At 70.4% G+C, this 18,192-nt stretch carries 14 protein-coding genes; 9 read left to right on the top strand and 5 right to left on the bottom strand.

The genetic code is table 11. From position 1 onward, the window contains the following. A partial coding sequence (locus ACFXBC_RS17170) for an HAD family hydrolase (RefSeq protein ID WP_385024343.1) occupies nt 1-510 on the top strand: 510 nt, incomplete at its 5' end. 474 nt (nt 511-984) lie between these two features. Here the strand turns inward: ACFXBC_RS17170 and ACFXBC_RS17165 are convergent. Next, nucleotides 985-1,845 (bottom strand): oxidoreductase, encoded by an 861-nt coding sequence (locus tag ACFXBC_RS17165; RefSeq protein ID WP_385024341.1) that lies wholly within the window; start codon nt 1,843-1,845, stop codon nt 985-987. A gap of 102 nt (nt 1,846-1,947) precedes the next feature. Between ACFXBC_RS17165 and ACFXBC_RS17160 the strand changes: the two genes are divergently transcribed. From ACFXBC_RS17160 to ACFXBC_RS17130, 7 genes are all read left to right on the top strand, one after another. Next, nucleotides 1,948-2,937 (top strand): ATP-binding protein, encoded by a 990-nt coding sequence (locus ACFXBC_RS17160; RefSeq protein WP_385024339.1) that lies wholly within the window; start codon nt 1,948-1,950, stop codon nt 2,935-2,937. Between the two features lie 401 nt (nt 2,938-3,338). After that, nucleotides 3,339-6,233, top strand: coding sequence for a bifunctional SulP family inorganic anion transporter/carbonic anhydrase (locus ACFXBC_RS17155; RefSeq protein WP_385024337.1), 2,895 nt, complete (start codon nt 3,339-3,341; stop codon nt 6,231-6,233). Between the two features lie 161 nt (nt 6,234-6,394). Beyond that, nucleotides 6,395-8,350, top strand: coding sequence for an acetate--CoA ligase (gene acs, locus ACFXBC_RS17150; RefSeq protein WP_385024335.1), 1,956 nt, complete (start codon nt 6,395-6,397; stop codon nt 8,348-8,350). A gap of 352 nt (nt 8,351-8,702) precedes the next feature. After that, a complete protein-coding gene (gene nhaA / locus ACFXBC_RS17145; RefSeq protein WP_385024333.1) occupies nt 8,703-10,220 on the top strand; it encodes a Na+/H+ antiporter NhaA in 1,518 nt (505 codons plus the stop codon). Between the two features lie 166 nt (nt 10,221-10,386). Continuing rightward, nucleotides 10,387-10,920 carry a phage holin family protein gene (locus ACFXBC_RS17140; RefSeq protein ID WP_385024331.1) on the top strand — a complete coding sequence of 178 codons (534 nt, stop codon included), beginning with the start codon at nt 10,387-10,389 and terminating at the stop codon, nt 10,918-10,920. Next, on the top strand, nt 10,917-11,843 hold the full coding sequence (locus ACFXBC_RS17135; RefSeq protein ID WP_385024329.1) for an alpha/beta fold hydrolase: 927 nt from the start codon (nt 10,917-10,919) through the stop codon (nt 11,841-11,843). Before ACFXBC_RS17140 ends, ACFXBC_RS17135 begins: the two co-directional genes overlap by 4 nt. Before the next feature lie 187 nt (nt 11,844-12,030). Next, entirely contained in the window at nt 12,031-12,213 is a 183-nt protein-coding gene (locus ACFXBC_RS17130; RefSeq protein ID WP_385024327.1) for a hypothetical protein, read from the top strand. A gap of 54 nt (nt 12,214-12,267) precedes the next feature. Here ACFXBC_RS17130 and ACFXBC_RS17125 read toward each other — a convergent pair whose 3' ends face one another. The 4 genes from ACFXBC_RS17125 to nth all read right to left on the bottom strand — a co-directional run bounded on the left by ACFXBC_RS17125 (nt 12,268) and on the right by nth (nt 17,066). Then, nucleotides 12,268-13,728, bottom strand: a complete 1,461-nt coding sequence (locus tag ACFXBC_RS17125) for a 6-phospho-beta-glucosidase (RefSeq protein ID WP_385024325.1) — start codon at nt 13,726-13,728, stop codon at nt 12,268-12,270. A 55-nt stretch (nt 13,729-13,783) separates the two neighbouring features. After that, nucleotides 13,784-14,989, bottom strand: coding sequence for a MarP family serine protease (locus ACFXBC_RS17120; protein WP_385024323.1), 1,206 nt, complete (start codon nt 14,987-14,989; stop codon nt 13,784-13,786). Nucleotides 14,990-15,106: 117 nt separating this feature from the next. Then, nucleotides 15,107-15,880 carry an NUDIX hydrolase gene (locus ACFXBC_RS17115; RefSeq protein WP_385024321.1) on the bottom strand — a complete coding sequence of 258 codons (774 nt, stop codon included), beginning with the start codon at nt 15,878-15,880 and terminating at the stop codon, nt 15,107-15,109. 70 nt (nt 15,881-15,950) lie between these two features. Next, a complete protein-coding gene (gene nth, locus ACFXBC_RS17110) occupies nt 15,951-17,066 on the bottom strand; it encodes an endonuclease III (RefSeq protein ID WP_385024319.1) in 1,116 nt (371 codons plus the stop codon). A 331-nt stretch (nt 17,067-17,397) separates the two neighbouring features. Between nth and ACFXBC_RS17105 the strand changes: the two genes are divergently transcribed. After that, complete coding sequence (locus ACFXBC_RS17105) at nt 17,398-18,072, top strand: Crp/Fnr family transcriptional regulator (protein WP_164258843.1); 675 nt, start codon at nt 17,398-17,400, stop codon at nt 18,070-18,072. Nucleotides 18,073-18,192 lie beyond the last annotated feature (120 nt).

The following is an 18,192-nucleotide window of genomic DNA, read 5'->3' as shown; positions in this document are numbered from 1 at the left end:
GGCGCGTATCTGTGGTACGCAACCACATCCGTTGCCGCGGTAGACGAGCCGTTCGGTGATCTCCACGCCCCCGCCCGGGTCGACGCCCCCCGCATGGTGGTGGGCGACGACGGGTGCTTCACCGGCGAGGTGGAGTACTACGCCTACGGTCCCACCAAGGCGGAGGCCGTGAGGGAACTCGCCGCCTCCGAGGGGTACGACCTGGCGCGCTGTTACGCGTACAGCGACTCGGTGACCGACATCCCCATGCTGGAGTCGGTCGGCCACCCGCACGCGGTCAACCCGGACCGGTCGCTGCGCCGTGAAGCGGGGACCCGGGAGTGGCCGATTCTCGTCTTCAACCGGCCCGTGCGACTGAAGCAGCGACTGCCCGCGCTGCGGATGCCCCCGCGACCCGCACTGGTGGCCGCTGCCGCGATCGGTGCCGCGGCAGCCACGGCAGGTCTCGTCTGGTACGCGAACAGGGGCGGCCGGAGCACCGCCCGCCGTGGGCCCTTTGCCCGGGTTTGACAGTAAAAGTAAAGAAGTGGAGCGAGGCCTTCCCCTCGGCCCGCGAAGAGGAGTACAAAGGAGTCAACGGCCCGCGAGACCAAGGACATCCGCGAGGATCACCTGAAACCGCAGAAGGCCCCACGGACCGCGCACGGAAACTGAGTACCCACGCGACGTCGACCCGTCGATTACGGGCCAGCCACACCAGGTTGACGGGCGAAGTTCCCGGCCTGATGGGCAAAATTTCGAGGACGCCTGGTAATTCGGTGGACGTGCCAGCGGCGGCACCTCCGGGTGCCGCCGCATTTTCGCGGGACGAGCCGGACAGACTCACCTCACCGGCACGGCTTCAATCCCGGACCGCACCGCACCCCTCAGGCAGCGCCGTGACGTACCCGGGCAGCGCCGCGGCCCCGGGCAGCGCACCGCGGACCCGGGCAGCACGCCGCGGACCCGGGCAGCCTCGCGACACACCGGGGCAGCACCGCGGACCTAGGCAGCACCGCGCTGAAGCGCCTCGCACACGGCAGTCGTCTCCCGGACGCCCAGCTCGACCGCGCGACCGCAGTGCATGATCCATGCGGCCATGCCCTCCGGGGTTCCCGACGCATAGCCGTCCAGCGCAGCCACGTACGCCGCGCGCCCCAGCTCCGCGTGGCCCACCTCCGCGGGGCAGATGGACTTGGGGTCGAGCCCGCTGTTGATCAGCACGACCCGCTCGGCGGCCCGCGCGACGAGACCGTTGTACGAAGTGAAGGGCCGCAGCGCGAGCAGTTCACCGTGCACCACGGCCGCGGTCACCAGCGCCGGAGCCGCGCTCCCCGCGATGACCAGCTGCGAAAGCCCCTCAAGCCGGGCGGACACCTCGTCGGCGTCCGGCAGCGGCAGCTCGATCAGGGGCTCGTCGGCCTTCTCGCCCGCCAGCCGCGGACGGCCGACCGTGTCGCCCGAGTCCGCAGCCGCCACCAGATGCAGCCGGGCCAGTACTCGCAGCGGCGACTGCCTCCAGATGGACAGCAGTTGACCCGCCTCCGCGGAGAGCCGGAGCGCCGCGCCGACGGTGAGCGCCTCGGGATCGCCACCGAAATCGGTCCGCCGGCGCACCTCCTCCAGCGCCCAGTCCGCACCCGACAGCGTGGCCGATCCACGCGAGGCGCGCAGGGCGGCCTCACCCGTCACCTCGGTGCTGCGCCGTCTCATGACGCGGTGCCCGTAGACCCGGTCGACGGCTTTGCGTACCGAGTCGACAGCATCGCCGACGCCCGGCAGCTGGCCCAGCGCGGCGAGAGGATCCGAGTGTTCTGGAGGAGTCACCGGGGCTCCGGCGGCGGCCTTCCGGGAGAACGCAGTCATAGGAAGCGAGGCTACGCGTCCATGGCAGTCACCCCACCTTGGAGTGGTCTTCTTCACTTGCGCTACCCACGCACCGCATTCACACCGCTACCCTTCGTGAACATGAAGATCGCTTTCGTAGGGAAGGGCGGCAGCGGCAAGACCACGCTGTCCTCTCTCTTCATCCGCCACCTGGCCGCCAACGAGGCCCCCGTCCTCGCCGTGGACGCCGACATCAACCAGCACCTCGGTGCCGCACTAGGTCTCGACGACGCGGACTCCGCCGCACTGCCCGCGATGGGCGCGCACCTCCCGCTGATCAAGGAGTACCTCCGCGGGACCAACCCGCGGATCACCTCCGCCGAGACCATGATCAAAACAACTCCGCCCGGCACCGGCTCCCGGCTGCTGCGGATCCGGGAGGACAATCCGGTCTACGACGCGTGCGCCCGCCCTGTCGCACTGGACGACGGCGACATCAGACTGATGGCGACGGGGCCGTTCACCGAGTCGGATCTCGGCGTCTCCTGCTACCACTCCAAGGTCGGCGCGGTCGAGCTCTGCCTGAATCATCTGGTCGACGGCCCGGAGGAGTTCATCGTCGTCGATATGACGGCCGGTTCCGACTCCTTCGCCTCCGGCATGTTCACGCGGTTCGACATGACATTCCTGGTGGCCGAACCGACCCGTAAGGGGATCTCCGTGTACCGCCAGTACAAGGAGTACGCACGGGACTTCGGCGTCGCGCTGAAGGTCGTCGGCAACAAGGTGCGCGACGCGGACGATCTGGAGTTCCTGCGCGCCGAGGTCGGCGACGACCTGCTCGTCACGGTCGGCCACTCCGACTGGGTCCGCGCAATGGAGAAGGGCCGCCCGCCGCACTTCGACATGCTGGAGGCGGAGAACCGTCTGGCGCTCCAGTCGCTCCAGGACACCGCGGAGGACAGCTACGCGCATCGCGACTGGGAGCGCTACACGCGTCAGATGGTGCACTTCCATCTGAAGAACGCGGAGAGCTGGGGCAACGAGCGGACGGGGGCCGATCTGGCTTCCCAGGTCGACCCCGCGTTCGTGCTCAGCGAGCGGTACGCCGAGGTCAGCGCCGCCTCCTGACGCTCCCTCCGGTCCGGGGACGACCCGGAGTCGGCAACCGGAGCCGGTGAACAGCCAGGGGAGGGGGTGGAGCGGGCGGACGGCTCGCTCCACCCCCCCCTTTTCCGTTCCACTCCGGAGACGTCCCTCCGTTCATCGAACTGGAGTGTGTTTCATCTATGCCGCCTCACCGGATCGGGTGAACCACTCGCCCATATGTACCTTATGACCATTCCTGGCCTTTACTCTGCATTACGATTCATTTACCGAGGGTTGATGAGCGTGCTCCCGCCCGCCGCTCCCCACAGCCCGCCCCAGGCCGCCCTCACGCCCTCCAAGCCCCGCCTAGCCCCCGACGCCCTGTGACCGCCGTTCTGTGACCGCTGTTCAGTGACCACGCCGCCCCGGAGGAGACGGGAACCATGCCTGCCTACGTCCCCACCCGTACGGAGAACACCCTTACCGACTGTTCACCCACCACTCGCGTCCACCCCCCGCACGGGCCCCCTCCGGGCGGAGACCGCCCCCGGCCCCGCTTCCGGATTTCCGGTGCCGATCTGTCCGCCTCGATCACGGTGTTCCTGATCGCGGTCCCGATGTCCCTGGGTCTCGCGGTCGCCATCGGCGCCCCGCTCGAAGCGGGACTGCTCGCGGCGGCCGTCGGCGGCATCGTGGCCGGACTGCTCGGGGGCTCCACCCTCCAGGTCAGCGGCCCCTCAGCGGGACTCACTGTCGTGACGGCCGGACTCATCCAGGACTACGGCTGGCGCACGACCTGCGCCATCACCGTCGGCGCCGGCCTGCTCCAGCTGGTCCTGAGCTCACTGCGCGCCGCCCGCAGCGCGCTCGCGGTCTCCCCGGCCATCGTGCACGGCACGCTCGCCGGCATCGGTGTCGCCATCGCGCTCGCCCAACTCCATATCGTGCTCGGCGGTACACCACAGAGCTCGGCCATCGCCAACGCCCTCGCTCTGCCAGGACAGTTCGCCCGCGTGGCCCCGGCCGCACCGCTGATCGGCGCGCTCACCATCGCCGTACTGGTGCTGTGGCCGCGCATCCCCGGACGTACGGGGCGGGCGCTGCGCAGAATCCCCGCCGCCCTCACGTCCGTTGCGGCAGCCACCGCCCTGGCCTCGGTCGCCGCGCCCGGGATCGCACGCGTCGACCTCCCGTCCTGGCGGGCCCACGCCCTGCCGGAGCTGCCGCACGGCCCGGTGCTCGGTCTGCTCGGCGCCGTGTTCACCGTGATGCTGGTGGCGAGCCTCGAATCACTGCTGTCGACGGTTGCCGTGGACAAACTGACCGCCGACCGCCCCGGAGCCACGGGAAGACGCGCCGACCTCGACCGCGAACTGCGTGGTCAGGGCCTCGCCAACACGGTGTCCGGAATGCTCGGCGGCCTGCCGGTGTCCGGTGGAGCGGTGCGCAGCACGGCGAATGTCCGGGCGGGTGCCACCGGCCGCGCCTCGACCGTGCTGCACGGTGTATGGATGCTGCTCGCCGCGGGGCTGCTGGTGGGCGTCCTGGAGTGGATGCCGCTCGCCGCGCTGGCCGCCCTGGTGATGGTGGTCGGCCTCCAGATGGTGAGTTACGCGCACATCCGCAACGTCCACAGACACCGGGAGTTCCCAGTGTACGGGGCCACGGTGGCCGGGGTCGTGGGCTTCGGTGTGCTGGAGGGGGTGGCGGTCGGTATCGCCGTCGCCGTCGGTGTGGCGCTGCACCGGCTGGCCAGGACCAGGATCACTCTCGACCAGGTGGGCGGCGTCCACCGGTTGCGGGTACGCGGGCAGTTGACGTTTCTGGCCGTGCCCCGGCTGAGCCGGACGCTCGCGCAGATCCCCGGCGGGGCGGACGCGGTGGTGGAGCTGGACGGCTCGTTCATGGATCACGCGGCGTACGAGACGCTCCAGCACTGGCAGGAGGCGCACATTGCCCAGGGCGGCACGGTCGATGTGACCGGGCGAGAAGGCGGCCGGATCGCCGAGCCCCCTTCCGGCACCCACACCTGCTGCCGCCCCTGGACACCCTGGCGCAACCACCACTGCGACGACCGCGCGCCCGACCCGGCGGGCTCCGGCCACCCGGTCCCCGCGGCCGGTTCGCCCGTGCACGGCGGGGCGGCACCTCCCGTTACGGCGCTCCGCTCGACGTCGCCCGGTGCCGGAGACCAGGCCGCTCCCCACGCCGTACACACTGCACGCGCCGCACAGGCAGTACCGGGCGGAGGACACCCAGCCCGTCCCGTGCACGCACCACCACCACCACCCGGGCACGCACCACCGCGCGTACGTCCCGTAAACCCCGTAAGCCCCGAACATCCCGGATATCGGGCCGGCCCGCCGGAGAACCCCAAGTCCCACACCACCGGCCGCTCCCCCGGACCCCGCTCTCCGGCAGCCCGGGACAGCTCATCCGCCGCCACGTCGGCCGCCGTCGAGTCCGCCGCGGCCGGGGCGGCCCAGCGGCCGGGGGGCCGCCAACTGGCCAGTGGTCTGAGCTCGTTCCAGCGGGACACCGCTCCCCTGGTCCGGGACGAACTGGCGCGTCTCGCCCGGGAAGGACAGCGCCCTTCGCAGCTCTTCCTCACCTGCGCGGATTCCCGGTTGGTGACCAGCATGATCACGTCGAGCGGACCCGGCGACCTGTTCACCGTGCGGAACGTGGGCAATCTCGTACCGCTGCCCGGCGCCGAGGGGTCCGACGACTCGGTGGCAGCGGCGATCGAGTACGCGGTCGACATCCTGCGGGTCGAGTCGATCACCGTCTGCGGGCACTCGGGCTGCGGCGCCATGACCGCACTCCTGAACGATGCGGAGGACGAAGACGAGGACGCGGACGCGGCCACTGCCAGCTCCGGCACGGGTCCCCGCCCCGGCACGGGCCGGCGCCCCGGCACGGGCGCTGGTCATCGTGCAGCTTGCGGGCCGACCGCCGGACCCGGCCCCCGGCCCGGCGAGAGCACACCCCTCCGGCGCTGGTTGCGTCATGGGCAGCCCAGCCTGGAGCGGATGCTGAGCCGTCATCACGCATGGGCGCGGATCTCCGGGCGGATGCCGGCCGATGCGGTGGAGCAGCTCTGTCTGACCAATGTCATCCAGCAACTGGAGCATCTACGGGCGCACGAGTCGGTCGCACGCCGGCTCTCGGAGGGCACGCTGGAGCTGCACGGTATGTACTTCCACGTCGGCGAGGCCCAGGCCTATCTGCTCACCGACTCCGCTGAGCGGGACGGGGTCTTCGCCCAGGTGGCTCCCGCCGAAGAGAGAGGAGAACGGAGGGAGAGTACGGGGCCGCAGGTCCACCTCACTGGCTGAGCTGCCCGGAAATACGCGCCCGGACCGAGCCGGAAGGAATACCCAGCCCCTCCCCGGGGGTAGAGGTCTAAACCAATTGATTGGCGTGAGGCCTTGTCAGAGTGGCTCACGGGCTGATGAGCTAGACCTGGGACACAAGGCTTTGTCGAAAGGGCGATCTCGTGAGCAACGAAAGCTTGGCCAATCTGCTCAAGGAGGAGCGACGCTTCGCGCCGCCCACCGAGCTGGCCGCGAACGCCAACGTCACAGCGGCGGCGTACGAGCAGGCCGCAGCGGACCGGCTGGGCTTCTGGGCCGAGCAGGCGCGGCGGCTGACCTGGGCCACCGAGCCCACCGAGACGCTCGACTGGTCGAACCCGCCGTTCGCGAAGTGGTTCGCCGACGGTGAGCTCAACGTCGCGTACAACTGCGTGGACCGGCACGTCGAGGCCGGCAACGGCGACCGTGTCGCCATCCACTTCGAGGGCGAGCCCGGCGATGGCCGGTCGATCACCTACGCACAGCTCAAGGACGAGGTCTCGCAGGCCGCGAACGCCCTCACCGAGCTGGGCGTCGTGAAGGGTGACCGGGTCGCCGTCTACCTGCCGATGATCGCCGAAGCGGTAGTGGCCATGCTCGCCTGCGCCCGGGTCGGGGCAGCGCACTCGGTGGTGTTCGGCGGGTTCTCGGCCGACGCCGTCGCCTCCCGTATCCAGGACGCCGACGCGAAGCTCGTCATCACCGCCGACGGTGGCTACCGCCGCGGCAAGCCCTCCGCGCTGAAGCCCGCGATCGACGAAGCGGTGGCGAAGTGCCCGCAGGTCGAGCATGTGCTCGTCGTGCGGCGTACGGGCCAGGACACGGCATGGACCGAGGGCCGGGACGTCTGGTGGGACGAGTTCGTGGGGCGCCAGTCCACCGAGCACACCCCCGAGGCATTCGACGCCGAGCACCCGCTGTTCATCCTCTACACCTCGGGCACGACGGGTAAGCCGAAGGGCATCCTGCACACGTCCGGCGGCTACCTCACCCAGGCGGCCTACACCCACCACGCGGTCTTCGACCTCAAGCCGGAGACGGACGTCTACTGGTGCACGGCCGACATCGGCTGGGTGACCGGCCACTCGTACATCGTGTACGGGCCGCTGGCCAACGGTGCGACCCAGGTGATCTACGAGGGCACGCCGGACACCCCGCACCAGGGCCGGTTCTGGGAGATCGTCCAGAAGTACGGCGTCTCGATCCTCTACACGGCGCCGACCGCGATCCGTACGTTCATGAAGTGGGGAGACGACATCCCCGCCAAGTTCGACCTGACGTCGCTGCGGGTCCTCGGGTCGGTCGGTGAGCCGATCAACCCCGAGGCATGGATGTGGTACCGGAAGAACATCGGCGCCGACAAGTGCCCCATCGTGGACACCTGGTGGCAGACCGAGACCGGCGCGATGATGATCTCCCCGCTGCCCGGAGTCACGGAGACCAAGCCGGGGTCCGCACAGCGTGCGCTGCCGGGTATCTCCGCGACGGTCGTCGACGACGAGGGTCGCGAGGTGCCGGACGGAGGCGGCGGCTATCTGGTCCTGACCGAGCCGTGGCCCTCCATGCTCCGTACCGTCTGGGGCGACGACCAGCGCTTCATCGACACCTACTGGTCGCGCTTCGAGGGCAAGTACTTCGCGGGTGACGGCGCGAAGAAGGACAACGACGGCGACCTCTGGCTGCTCGGCCGGGTCGACGACGTGATGCTGGTGTCCGGGCACAACATCTCGACCACCGAGGTCGAGTCCGCGCTCGTCTCGCACCCGGCCGTCGCCGAGGCGGCGGTCGTCGGCGCCGCTGACGAGACGACCGGTCAGTCGATCGTGGCCTTCGTGATCCTGCGCGGCACGGTGGAGGAGTCGGCGGACCTCTCGGCGGAGCTGCGGAACCATGTGGGCTCGGTGCTCGGGCCGATCGCCAAGCCGAAGCGGGTCCTGCCCGTGGCAGAGCTGCCCAAGACCCGGTCCGGGAAGATCATGCGGCGGCTGCTGCGCGACATCGCGGAGGACCGTGAGCTGGGCGATGTCTCCACGCTCACCGACGCCTCGGTGATGGGCCTGATCCAGACGAAGCTGCCGAGCGCCTCCAGCGAGGACTGAGCCGAGGACTGAGTCAGAGCAAGGCAGGGGAACGCCGGACGGGCTCGATATGCCCGTCCGGCGTTCTGTCCGTAAGATGACGGACAGAGACGGCCGCCGGACGGCCACGTCACCGGATTCTCCCTGCACCCATCCCCGCTGAGCCGCCCCATCTGCGTCAACAGAGCGCTGGGTCAACAGAGCGCTGGGTCAACAGAGCGCTGGGTCAACAGAGCGTTCCGGCCTCGGATAACGTGGAGCAGACGGAACAGCAGGAAGAATCCGTGAGAAGTTAAGAAGTAGTGAGACGGGTGCGCCGGGAAGTCTGGTCGGCATGTGTTCTGTGCTGTCCATCTGACCGGAGGTCCCCCGCGTGGCCGCGCCCGCCCCGAAGCCCAAGCGCTCTTCCGAGCCGCAGCGCCGTTCCGAGCCCCAACCCTCTCCGGAACCCCAGCCCTCTCAGGACCCGCAGCCCCCTCCGGCACCCCAGCCCTCTCCCGGGCCCCAGCGCCGAACCGCGTCCTTCCTCGGGCGGCTTCCGCTCCCCGAACGGACCTATCTCGCTGACGCACTGCGGGCCGAGACCGTCGGGGGCCTGCTGCTCCTCCTCGCCGCCGTTGCCGCCCTCGTCTGGGCGAACACCCCGCTGCGCGGCAGCTACGACGCCGTCAGCCACTTCCACCTGGGTCCGGGCGCCGTCGGCCTGCACCTCTCGGTCCAGCACTGGGCGGCCGACGGGCTGATCGCCGTCTTCTTCTTCGTCGCCGGGATCGAACTGAAGCGCGAGATGGTCGCGGGTGAGCTGCGCGATCCCAAGGCCGCCGCGCTGCCGGTCATCGCCGCGGTCTGCGGGATGGCGGTACCGGCCCTGGTGTACGCCCTGGTCAACGTCTTCCGCGGCGGTTCGCTCGACGGCTGGGCCGTACCGACCGCCACCGACATCGCCTTCGCGCTCGCCGTCCTCGCGGTCATCGGGACCTCGCTCCCCTCCGCTCTGCGCGCCTTCCTGCTCACCCTGGCCGTCGTCGACGACCTCTTCGCGATCCTGATCATCGCGGTGTTCTTCACCAGCGACATCAACATCGCCGCGCTCGGCGGCGCGGTGGCCGGCCTGGCCGTCTTCTGGCTGCTGCTGCGCTTCGGCGTGCACGGCTGGTACGTCTATGTCCCGCTCGGGCTGGTCATCTGGGGGCTGATGTACAACAGCGGCGTCCATGCCACCATCGCCGGTGTCGCCATGGGCCTGATGCTCCGCTGCCACCGCCACGAGGGCGAGCGCCACTCCCCGGGGGAGCATGTAGAGCACCTGGTCAGGCCGTTCTCAGCGGGTCTCGCCGTACCGCTGTTCGCGCTGTTCTCCGCCGGGGTGCCGGTGTCGGGCCGAGCTCTCGGTGACGTGTTCAGCAGGCCGGAGACCCTGGGCGTCGTCCTGGGCCTGGTCGTCGGCAAAACCGTCGGCGTCTTCGGTGGTACGTGGCTGACGGCCCGCTTCACCAAGGCCCGGCTCAACAAGGACCTGGCCTGGGCCGATGTGTTCGCGGTGGCGACGCTCGCCGGGATCGGCTTCACCGTCTCGCTCCTCATCGGGGAGCTGGCCTTCGACGGAGATCCCACGGCGACCGCCGAGATCAAGGCATCGGTGCTGCTGGGCTCGGTGATCGCCGCCGCGCTCTCCTCCGTCCTGCTCAGAGTGCGCGACCGCAGATACCGGGCGCTCTGCGACGAGGAGGAGCGCGACGAGGACCACGACGGCATCCCCGACGTCTACGAGGAGGACGAAGCCGCGCACCATCTGCGCATGGCAGCGATCCTTGAGGGGAAGGCGGCCGAGCACCGCCGTCTGGCCGAACGGGCGGGGGCAGCAAGCGAGGACGAGGACCGTCCGGCATGATCTGAAGTCAGATCACTCCGAACAGACCGTTCATGACGACACCCACGGCCTGTGATGCCCACGACTTGTGGACGCCACGACGTGTGACGACGCCCATGACGACGCCCGCGCGGATGATCGCTCGACCGGACGAACGCTCGCGCAAGAGAAGAAGAGGGATTCAGCGATGAGCCACCCCAGCAGCCCTGCCGGCACCGCCGACCGCAGTCTCGGCCAGCTGGTCGCCTCGGCGACCGCCGAGATGTCCGCACTGGTGCACGACGAAATCGCCCTGGCCAAGGCCGAGCTCCGCCAGGACGTCAAGCGGGGCGCCGTCGGCAGCGCCGCGTTCTCGGCGGCCGGGATCGTGCTCCTCTTCTCGCTGCCGATGCTGAGTTTCGCCCTCGCCTACGGCATCCGGACCTGGAGCCACTGGAACCTGGCGATCTGCTTCGTCCTGTCCTTCGCCGCGAACGTGCTGGTGGCCGGGATCCTCGCGCTGATCGGGACCGTCTTCTTCAAGAAGGCCAAGAAGGGCAAGGGCCCGCAGAAGGTCGTCGCGTCCGCCAAGGAGACCGCGGCTGTCATCCAGGGCGTCAGGCCGCACCCCCGCCCGTCCGTCGACCGTCCGTCCCTCGACAAGGCGGCCGTCCTGGTGCCCGCCGACGCCGCCCTCACGGTCAACGGTGAGCCGTCGGCTGTGGCACGCTCGTCGGCATGACCGCTTCTGCCGAAATGGGCTCCGTCGTACGAATCGACGGGCCCTGGACCCACCGCGACGTCGCCGCCAACGGCGCGCGCTTCCACATCGCGGAGGCGGGTGACGGGCCACTGGTACTGCTGTTGCACGGTTTTCCGCAGTTCTGGTGGACCTGGCGCCATCAGCTGACCGCGCTCGCCGACGCCGGGTTCCGTGCCGTCGCGATGGATCTGCGGGGCGTGGGCGGCAGCGACCGCACGCCCCGGGGGTACGACCCCGCCAACCTGGCCCTCGACGTCACCGGTGTGATCCGCTCCCTCGGCGAGCCGGACGCCGCGCTCGTCGGGCACGACCTGGGCGGATATCTGGCGTGGACGGCGGCCGTGATGCGGCCCAAGCTGGTGCGCAGGCTCGCCGTCTCGTCGATGCCGCACCCGCGGCGCTGGCGTTCGGCGATGCTCTCCGACTTCTCGCAGTCCCGGGCCGGTTCGTACGTCTGGGGCTTCCAGCGGCCGTGGCTGCCGGAGCGTCAGCTTGTCGCCGACGACGCGGCGCTCGTCGGTGAGCTGGTGCGTGAATGGTCGGGGCCCGTCCGCCCGGAGGACGACGCCGTCGAGACGTACCGGCGAGCGATGTCGATCCCGTCCACGGCGCACTGTTCCATCGAGCCGTACCGCTGGATGGTGCGGTCGCTGGCGCGGCCGGACGGCATTCAGTTCAATCGCAGGATGAAGCGGCCGGTGCGGGTCCCGACCCTGCATCTGCACGGATCGCTCGACCCGGTGATGCGCACGCGCAGCGCGGCCGGATCGGGGGAGTACGTCGAAGCGCCGTACCGCTGGCGGTTGTTCGACGGTCTCGGGCACTTTCCGCAGGAGGAGGACCCCGGGGCGTTCTCGACGGAACTCATCAACTGGCTGCAGGACCCCGAGCCCGACCGCTGAACCCCGGGTCTGCCCCCGGGGTCTGCCCCGTGTCGTGCCGGTGCGCGGCCATGGTGCCGCCGTCCGGGGCACGCCCGGCGACCGGACGGGAACTCTTGTCCTACGAACAGCCAAATGCCTGACGCATAGGCCAATTGGCCCCGCGGGACGCGATTACCGACCATGAGGCACGGGCAAACACGGTGGTATGGGCTGGACGCACGACTACGGTGACGCAGCACGCAACCGCCGCTCGGCCACGGGCCTGGGCACGTACGAGAGAGGCGGATCGCATGACGGGGACGATGACGATCCCCGTCTCGGCATTCCCCGCATCATCCGCCGCCGGGCGCGCTGGATGTCGGCGCGGTTACGCCACCCCAGGCCGTGAGCGGACCGGTCCCCCGGCCCGCCTGCGGCAGCGCCGCCTCAACGGTCCGGACGCTCAGCTCCCCGTGAGGTAGCCGAGCCCTGGGTGCACCGCCCGGTAGCCGTCGAGCAGCCTGGCCGCCACATTCACGGAATCGACCAGCGGATGCACGGCGAACGCCCGTACCGCGGCCCGCACCGAACCGCTCTCCGCCGCCTCCAGCACGGAGCGCTCCACCGCCTTCACCGCCGACACCAACGCCGCCTCATGGCCCGTCAGCTGGGAGACCGGCAGCGGACGCGGCCCGTTCGCGTCGACCCGGCAGGGGACCTCGATGACGGCCGCGGCGTCGAGCACGGAGAGCGTACGGCCGTCGGACGCAGCGCTTCTGGACGTAGCACCACTGGACGAAGCACCACTGGACGAGGCACCGCTGGACGAAGCACCACCGGACGTAGCGCTTCCGGACGGGTGGGGTGCGGCCCCGTTGGGGACGTTCAGGATCAGGGTGGCGCTCTCGTCGCGCGCGATTGCCCGCATCAGGGCCAGCGCGACGTTCTCGTACCCGCCCGACTCCAGGTCGTCGGCCTCCCGTTCACCCGCACCCGCGGCCTCGCGGTTCTCCGCCATGTACGTCGCCTCGCGTTCGGCCCGGGTGCGGTCCCAGGCCGCCAGCGCCGGCGTCGACGAGTGCGCCATCTCGTCGTAGAAGCGGGCCTGCTGGTCGCGCAGGAAGGCGCCGCGGGTCTGTCCGGCCTGCTGGTAGGCGGCGACGGTCTCACGGTTGAAGTAGTAGTAGTGCAGATACTCGTTGGGCACCGAGCGGATCGAACGCAGCCACTCGGCACCGAAGAGCCTGCCCTCCTCGAAGGAGGTCAGCAGCCGCTCGTCGTCGAACAGGCCGGGCAGCACGTCCTTGTCGCCGACGTACAGCCCGCGCAGCCAGCCCAGATGGTTCAGCCCCACGTAGTCGAGCCGCGCCGACGCGGGATCCGCGCCGAGGACCCGCGCGACCCGGCGGCCGAGGCCGACCGGCGAGTCGCAGATCCCGACGACCCGGCGGCCGAGATGGGCGGCCATCGCCTCGGTGACGAGGCCCGCCGGGTTGGTGAAGTTGATGACCCAGGCGTCCGGGGCGAGCCGGGCGACCCGGCGGGCGATGTCCCTCGCGACCGGGACCGTACGGAGTCCGTAGGCGATACCGCCCGCGCCGACGGTCTCCTGGCCGAGTACACCCTCGGCCAGCGCCACCCGCTCATCGGCCGCACGGCCCGCGAGCCCGCCCACCCGGATCGCGGAGAAGACGAAGTCGGCGCCGCGCAGCGCGTCGTCGAGGTCGGTGGTGGTACGGACCTCCGGCGCGTCCGGTACGTCCACCGCCTGGTCGGCCAGCACACGCGCCACGGCCGCCAGCCTGGCGGGGTCGAGATCGTGGAGCGTGAGCTGGGTGACCCGGCCCGCCGCGTGGTCGCGCAGCAGCGCCCCGTACACCAACGGCACCCGGAATCCGCCGCCGCCGAGAATCGTGAGCCTCACCGTGTGCCTCCCGCCGGCCTCGCCGGGTATGTGCCGACCGTGTACGTCCCCGTCGTCACAGCGCGCATCCCTCCGTGCCGACCTGCTGGTCCGCGGTGCGGCCCTGGGCGATGTCCTGGCGGATCTCGTCGGCCGTGAGCGCGTACCCGGTGCTGCTGTCGTCGAGCGATTTGGCGAAGACCACTCCGTATACCTGGCCGTCGGGGGTCAGCAGGGGGCCGCCGGAGTTGCCCTGCCGGACGGTCGTACGGAGCGAGTAGACGTCCCGGGTGACCGTCCCGCGGTGGTAGATGTCCGGGCCGCTGGCGTTGATCCGGCCGCGGATACGGGCGGCACGGACGTCGTACGCGCCGTTCTCGGGGAAGCCGGCGACGATCGCGCTGTCGTTGCTGTGGGCGCCGTGGCTGGAGCCGGTGAACTTCAGCGCGGGCGCGTGCAGGGCCGGCACGTCCAGGACGGCGATGTCCTTCGCCCAGTCGAAGAGCACGACCTTCGCGTCGTACAGCTTGCCCTGGCCGCCGATCTGCACGGTCGGTTCGCTGACGCCGCCGACGACATGGGCGTTGGTCATCACCCTGTGGTCGCCGAAGACGAAGCCGGAGCCCTCCAGGACCTTGCTGCACCCGGTCGCCGTGCCGACGACCTTGACGATGGACTTCTTGGCGCTCGTGACGACCGAGCTGTGGGCCAGTGCCGGGTCGGGCGCCTTGACCTCGGTGATCGGTTCATTGGCGAACGGGCTGAAGACCTGGGGGAAGCCGTTCTGCGCGAGGACGGATGTGAAGTCCGTGAACCAGGTGCTGGTCTGGGCGGGCACCACCCGGGAGACCCCGATGAGCACCTTGGAGGTGCGGACCTCCTTGCCGAGGGTGGGCAGCGTCGTACCGGCCAGGGCCGAACCGATCAGCCAGGCGACCAGCAGCATGGCCACCACGTTGACCAGGGCGCCGCCGGTGGCGTCGAGGGCACGCGCCGGTGACCAGGTGATGAAGCGGCGGAGCTTGTTGCCCAGATGGGTGGTGAGGGCCTGGCCGACCGATGCGCAGACGATCACGATCACCACCGCGACGACCGTGGCCGTCATGGAGACCTCGGACTTCTCCGTGAGCTCGTCCCAGATGATCGGCAGTACGTAGACGGCGACCACGCCGCCGCCGAGGAATCCGATCACCGAGAGGATGCCGACGACGAAACCCTGGCGGTAGCCGATGACCGCGAACCACACAGCGGCCAGCAGCAGCAGGATGTCCAGCACGTTCACCGTCGGGAGCCTCGCTTTTCGTCGCCGGTCACCGTCAGCCGGCCGGTGGTGCGGCCCCTCGGGGAGCCGCAGTGGTTCGCCGCGTCGCCCGAGTGGCCCAGTACGTCGGCCACCCTGTCATGCGCGCCAGTCGAGCGGGACCTGTCTGGAGTGGTCCCAGGGCTGTTCCCAGCCCGCGAAGTGCAGGATCCGGTCGATCACTCCGGCCGTAAAGCCCCAGACCAGGGCGGATTCGACCAGAAATGCCGGGCCCCGGTGGCCGCGCGGATGGACCGTCGTCACCCGGTTGGCGGGGTCCGTGAGATCCGCCACGGGAACCGTGAAGACCCGGGCCGTCTCACCGCTGTCCACGGCCCGTACGGGGCTGGGCTCGCGCCACCAGCCGAGCACGGGCGTCACGACGAAGCCGCTCACCGGGATGTAGAGCCGGGGCAGCACACCGAAGAGCTGTACGCCCAGGGGGTCGAGCCCGGTCTCCTCCTGGGCCTCGCGCAGGGCCGCCCGCAGCGGGCCGGTGGTCTGCGGATCGCCGTCGCCCGGGTCGAGGGAACCGCCGGGGAAGGAGGGCTGCCCCGCATGGGAGCGCAGGCTGGAGGCCCGCTCCATCAGCAGCAGCTCGGGGCCCGCCGGGCCCTCGCCGAAGAGCACCAGCACGGCGGACTGCCGCCCGCCGCCGCTCTCCGGCGGCAGAAACCGGCTGAGCTGCTCGGGGCGCACCGTGTCGGCCGCACGGGCCACCGGCGCCAGCCATCCGGGCAGCCCGGACTGCGTCACGGCGACCGGGCCCTCCTGAACCCGGCCCGTATGTCTCTCCCGGCCTTCCTGGCCCTCCTGGCTCCTTTGCCCGCCTTGTCTCTCTTGTCCCTCGTGTTTCGCTCCAGCGCGCGTCATCAGCACCCCCGCCCCTTCCAACGCCTGCGCCGGGCCCGATCGTTCCGCACGGAAGGGTGGTTCCTGCGGTTCACCCGGCCGCCATCGGCGGGGCCGGCTGTCCCGGATAGTCCGGCGGGGGCTTCAGCCGCTGGCCCGGCCGGCCGCCCTTCTCGTACTTCAGGAGCTTCCGCGCCTTCTCCGGGTCCGTCTCCCCCTCACCGTACGAAGGACAGAGCGGGGCGATCGGGCAGGCGCCGCAGGCCGGCTTACGGGCGTGGCAGATCCGGCGACCGTGGAAGACGACCCGGTGCGAGAGCATCGTCCAGTCGCTCTTGGGGAAGAGCGCGCAGACCTCGGCCTCGACCTTCTCCGGGTCCTCCTGTTCGGTCCACTTCCAGCGGCGCACCAGCCGCCCGAAGTGGGTGTCGACAGTGATTCCCGGGACTCCGAAAGCATTACCAAGAACGACATTTGCCGTTTTCCGTCCGACACCGGGGAGCGACACCAGGTCTTCGAGACGGCCCGGCACCTCGCCGCCGAAGTTGTCCCTGATAGCGGCGGACAGCCCCAGGACCGACCTCGCCTTCGCCCGGAAGAACCCGGTCGGCCGCAGGATCTGCTCCAGCTCCTCCGGGTCCGCCGCCGCCATGTCCTCGGGGGTGGGGAACCTCGCGAAGAGACCGGGCGTCGTCTGATTGACCCGGAGGTCGGTGGTCTGGGCCGAGAGGACCGTCGCGACCAGCAGCTCGAAGGGGTTCTCGAAGTCGAGCTCGGGATGGGCGTACGGATAGACCTCGGCCAGCTCACGGTTGATCCGGCGGGCCCGGCGGACCAGGGCGGCATGGGACTCGGACCGAGGGATTTTGACAGCCTCCGGCGCGGGCGCGGCCTTCTTGGCGGGCGCGGCCTTCTTCGCCGCCGCGGTCTTCTTCGCCGCCGCAGTCTTCTTGGCGGGCGCAGTCTTCTTCGCCGCCGCGGCCTTCCTGGCCGGCGCAGCTTCCTTGGCCGGCGCAGCCTTCTTCGCCGCCGCCGCGGTCCTCCTGGCCGTCCCCTTGACCGTCCCCGCCTTCGTCGCGGGCTCCGCCTCCCGCGCCGTGTGGGTCTTCCGCGCCGCCGTGGTCTTCCGCGCGGGCGCGGCCCCCTTGGGCACCGCTTTCGCACCCTGTTTCGCGGCTTCCTCCGCCGGTCCAGCCGCCTCTGCCATGTCGGTCCCTTTCACCGGTTTACCGGTTTCGTCTTGTTTGCGGCCTTTTTCGCCCGGCTGGGCGACTGTTCGCCCACAGCAGAATTACAGCTCGGGTGACACCCGTTCAGCCCCTTGCCCCTCTGCTCTCATCGGCGTTTTGGGCACTCGGCCAGCCTAGAGGCAGCCACCGACATCCACCCCGGTCACAGCCGATTCCCAACCCAATCGGCCCCCTCCCGTACGAGCCGCGGCAGCAGTACGTCAAACTTGTGACTGATCACACTGATTGACCCGTCCGGCATGATGGGAACCAGCCGGTTCCCTGAGCAGGTCGACAAGGAGAGAACTCGTGGACGACGTTCTGCGGCGCGCCCCGCTCTTCGCGGCGCTCGATGACGAGCAGGCCGCTGAGCTGCGCGCCTCGATGAGTGAGGTGACGCTCGCACGCGGCGACGCCCTCTTCCACGAGGGCGACCCCGGCGACCGCCTCTATGTGGTCACCGAAGGCAAGGTGAAGCTGCACCGCACTTCCCCCGACGGCCGCGAGAACATGCTGGCCGTCCTGGGCCCCGGCGAGCTCATCGGCGAGCTGTCCCTCTTCGACCCCGGGCCGCGTACCGCCACGGCGTCGGCCCTGACCGAGGTCAAGCTGCTGGGCCTGGGCCACGGCGACCTCCAGCCCTGGCTGAACGTCCGCCCCGAGGTCGCCACCGCGCTGCTGCGCGCGGTCGCCCGCCGCCTGCGCAAGACCAATGACCAGATGTCCGACCTGGTCTTCTCGGACGTGCCCGGCCGGGTCGCCCGCGCGCTCCTCGACCTCTCGCGCCGCTTCGGTGTGCAGTCGGAGGAGGGCATCCACGTGGTCCACGACCTCACCCAGGAAGAGCTGGCCCAGCTGGTCGGCGCCTCCCGCGAGACGGTCAACAAGGCCCTCGCGGACTTCGCCGGACGCGGCTGGCTGCGGCTGGAGGCCCGTGCGGTGATCCTGCTAGACGTGGAGCGCCTCGCGAAGCGGTCCCGCTAGCCCGGAAGCGGTCCCGCCGTTTCCGGCCGGTCCCGCCGTTTCCGGCCGGTCCCGGCTCGGCTGCGCGCCCGTCCGCCCCGGCCCGCCGGTTCCTGCCCGTACGTACGTGAAGGGGCGCCC

Origin of the sequence: Streptomyces sp. NPDC059398 (assembly GCF_042751845.1) — a bacterium.
In the GTDB taxonomy this organism is placed as follows: domain Bacteria; phylum Actinomycetota; class Actinomycetes; order Streptomycetales; family Streptomycetaceae; genus Streptomyces.
This window is presented reverse-complemented; position numbering and strand designations above follow the sequence as displayed.

Excerpts from the sequence above, each read along its gene's own strand:
- ACFXBC_RS17155 (WP_385024337.1), top strand. The coding sequence starts at position 3,339 with ATGCCTGCCTACGTCCCCACCCGTACGGAGAACACCCTTACCGACTGT.
- ACFXBC_RS17135 (WP_385024329.1), top strand. The coding sequence starts at position 10,917 with ATGACCGCTTCTGCCGAAATGGGCTCCGTCGTACGAATCGACGGGCCC.
- ACFXBC_RS17165 (WP_385024341.1), bottom strand. The coding sequence starts at position 1,845 with ATGACTGCGTTCTCCCGGAAGGCCGCCGCCGGAGCCCCGGTGACTCCT.
- nth (WP_385024319.1), bottom strand. The coding sequence starts at position 17,066 with ATGGCAGAGGCGGCTGGACCGGCGGAGGAAGCCGCGAAACAGGGTGCG.
- ACFXBC_RS17160 (WP_385024339.1), top strand. The coding sequence starts at position 1,948 with ATGAAGATCGCTTTCGTAGGGAAGGGCGGCAGCGGCAAGACCACGCTG.
- ACFXBC_RS17140 (WP_385024331.1), top strand. The coding sequence starts at position 10,387 with ATGAGCCACCCCAGCAGCCCTGCCGGCACCGCCGACCGCAGTCTCGGC.
- ACFXBC_RS17130 (WP_385024327.1), top strand. The coding sequence starts at position 12,031 with ATGGGCTGGACGCACGACTACGGTGACGCAGCACGCAACCGCCGCTCG.
- ACFXBC_RS17115 (WP_385024321.1), bottom strand. The coding sequence starts at position 15,880 with ATGACGCGCGCTGGAGCGAAACACGAGGGACAAGAGAGACAAGGCGGG.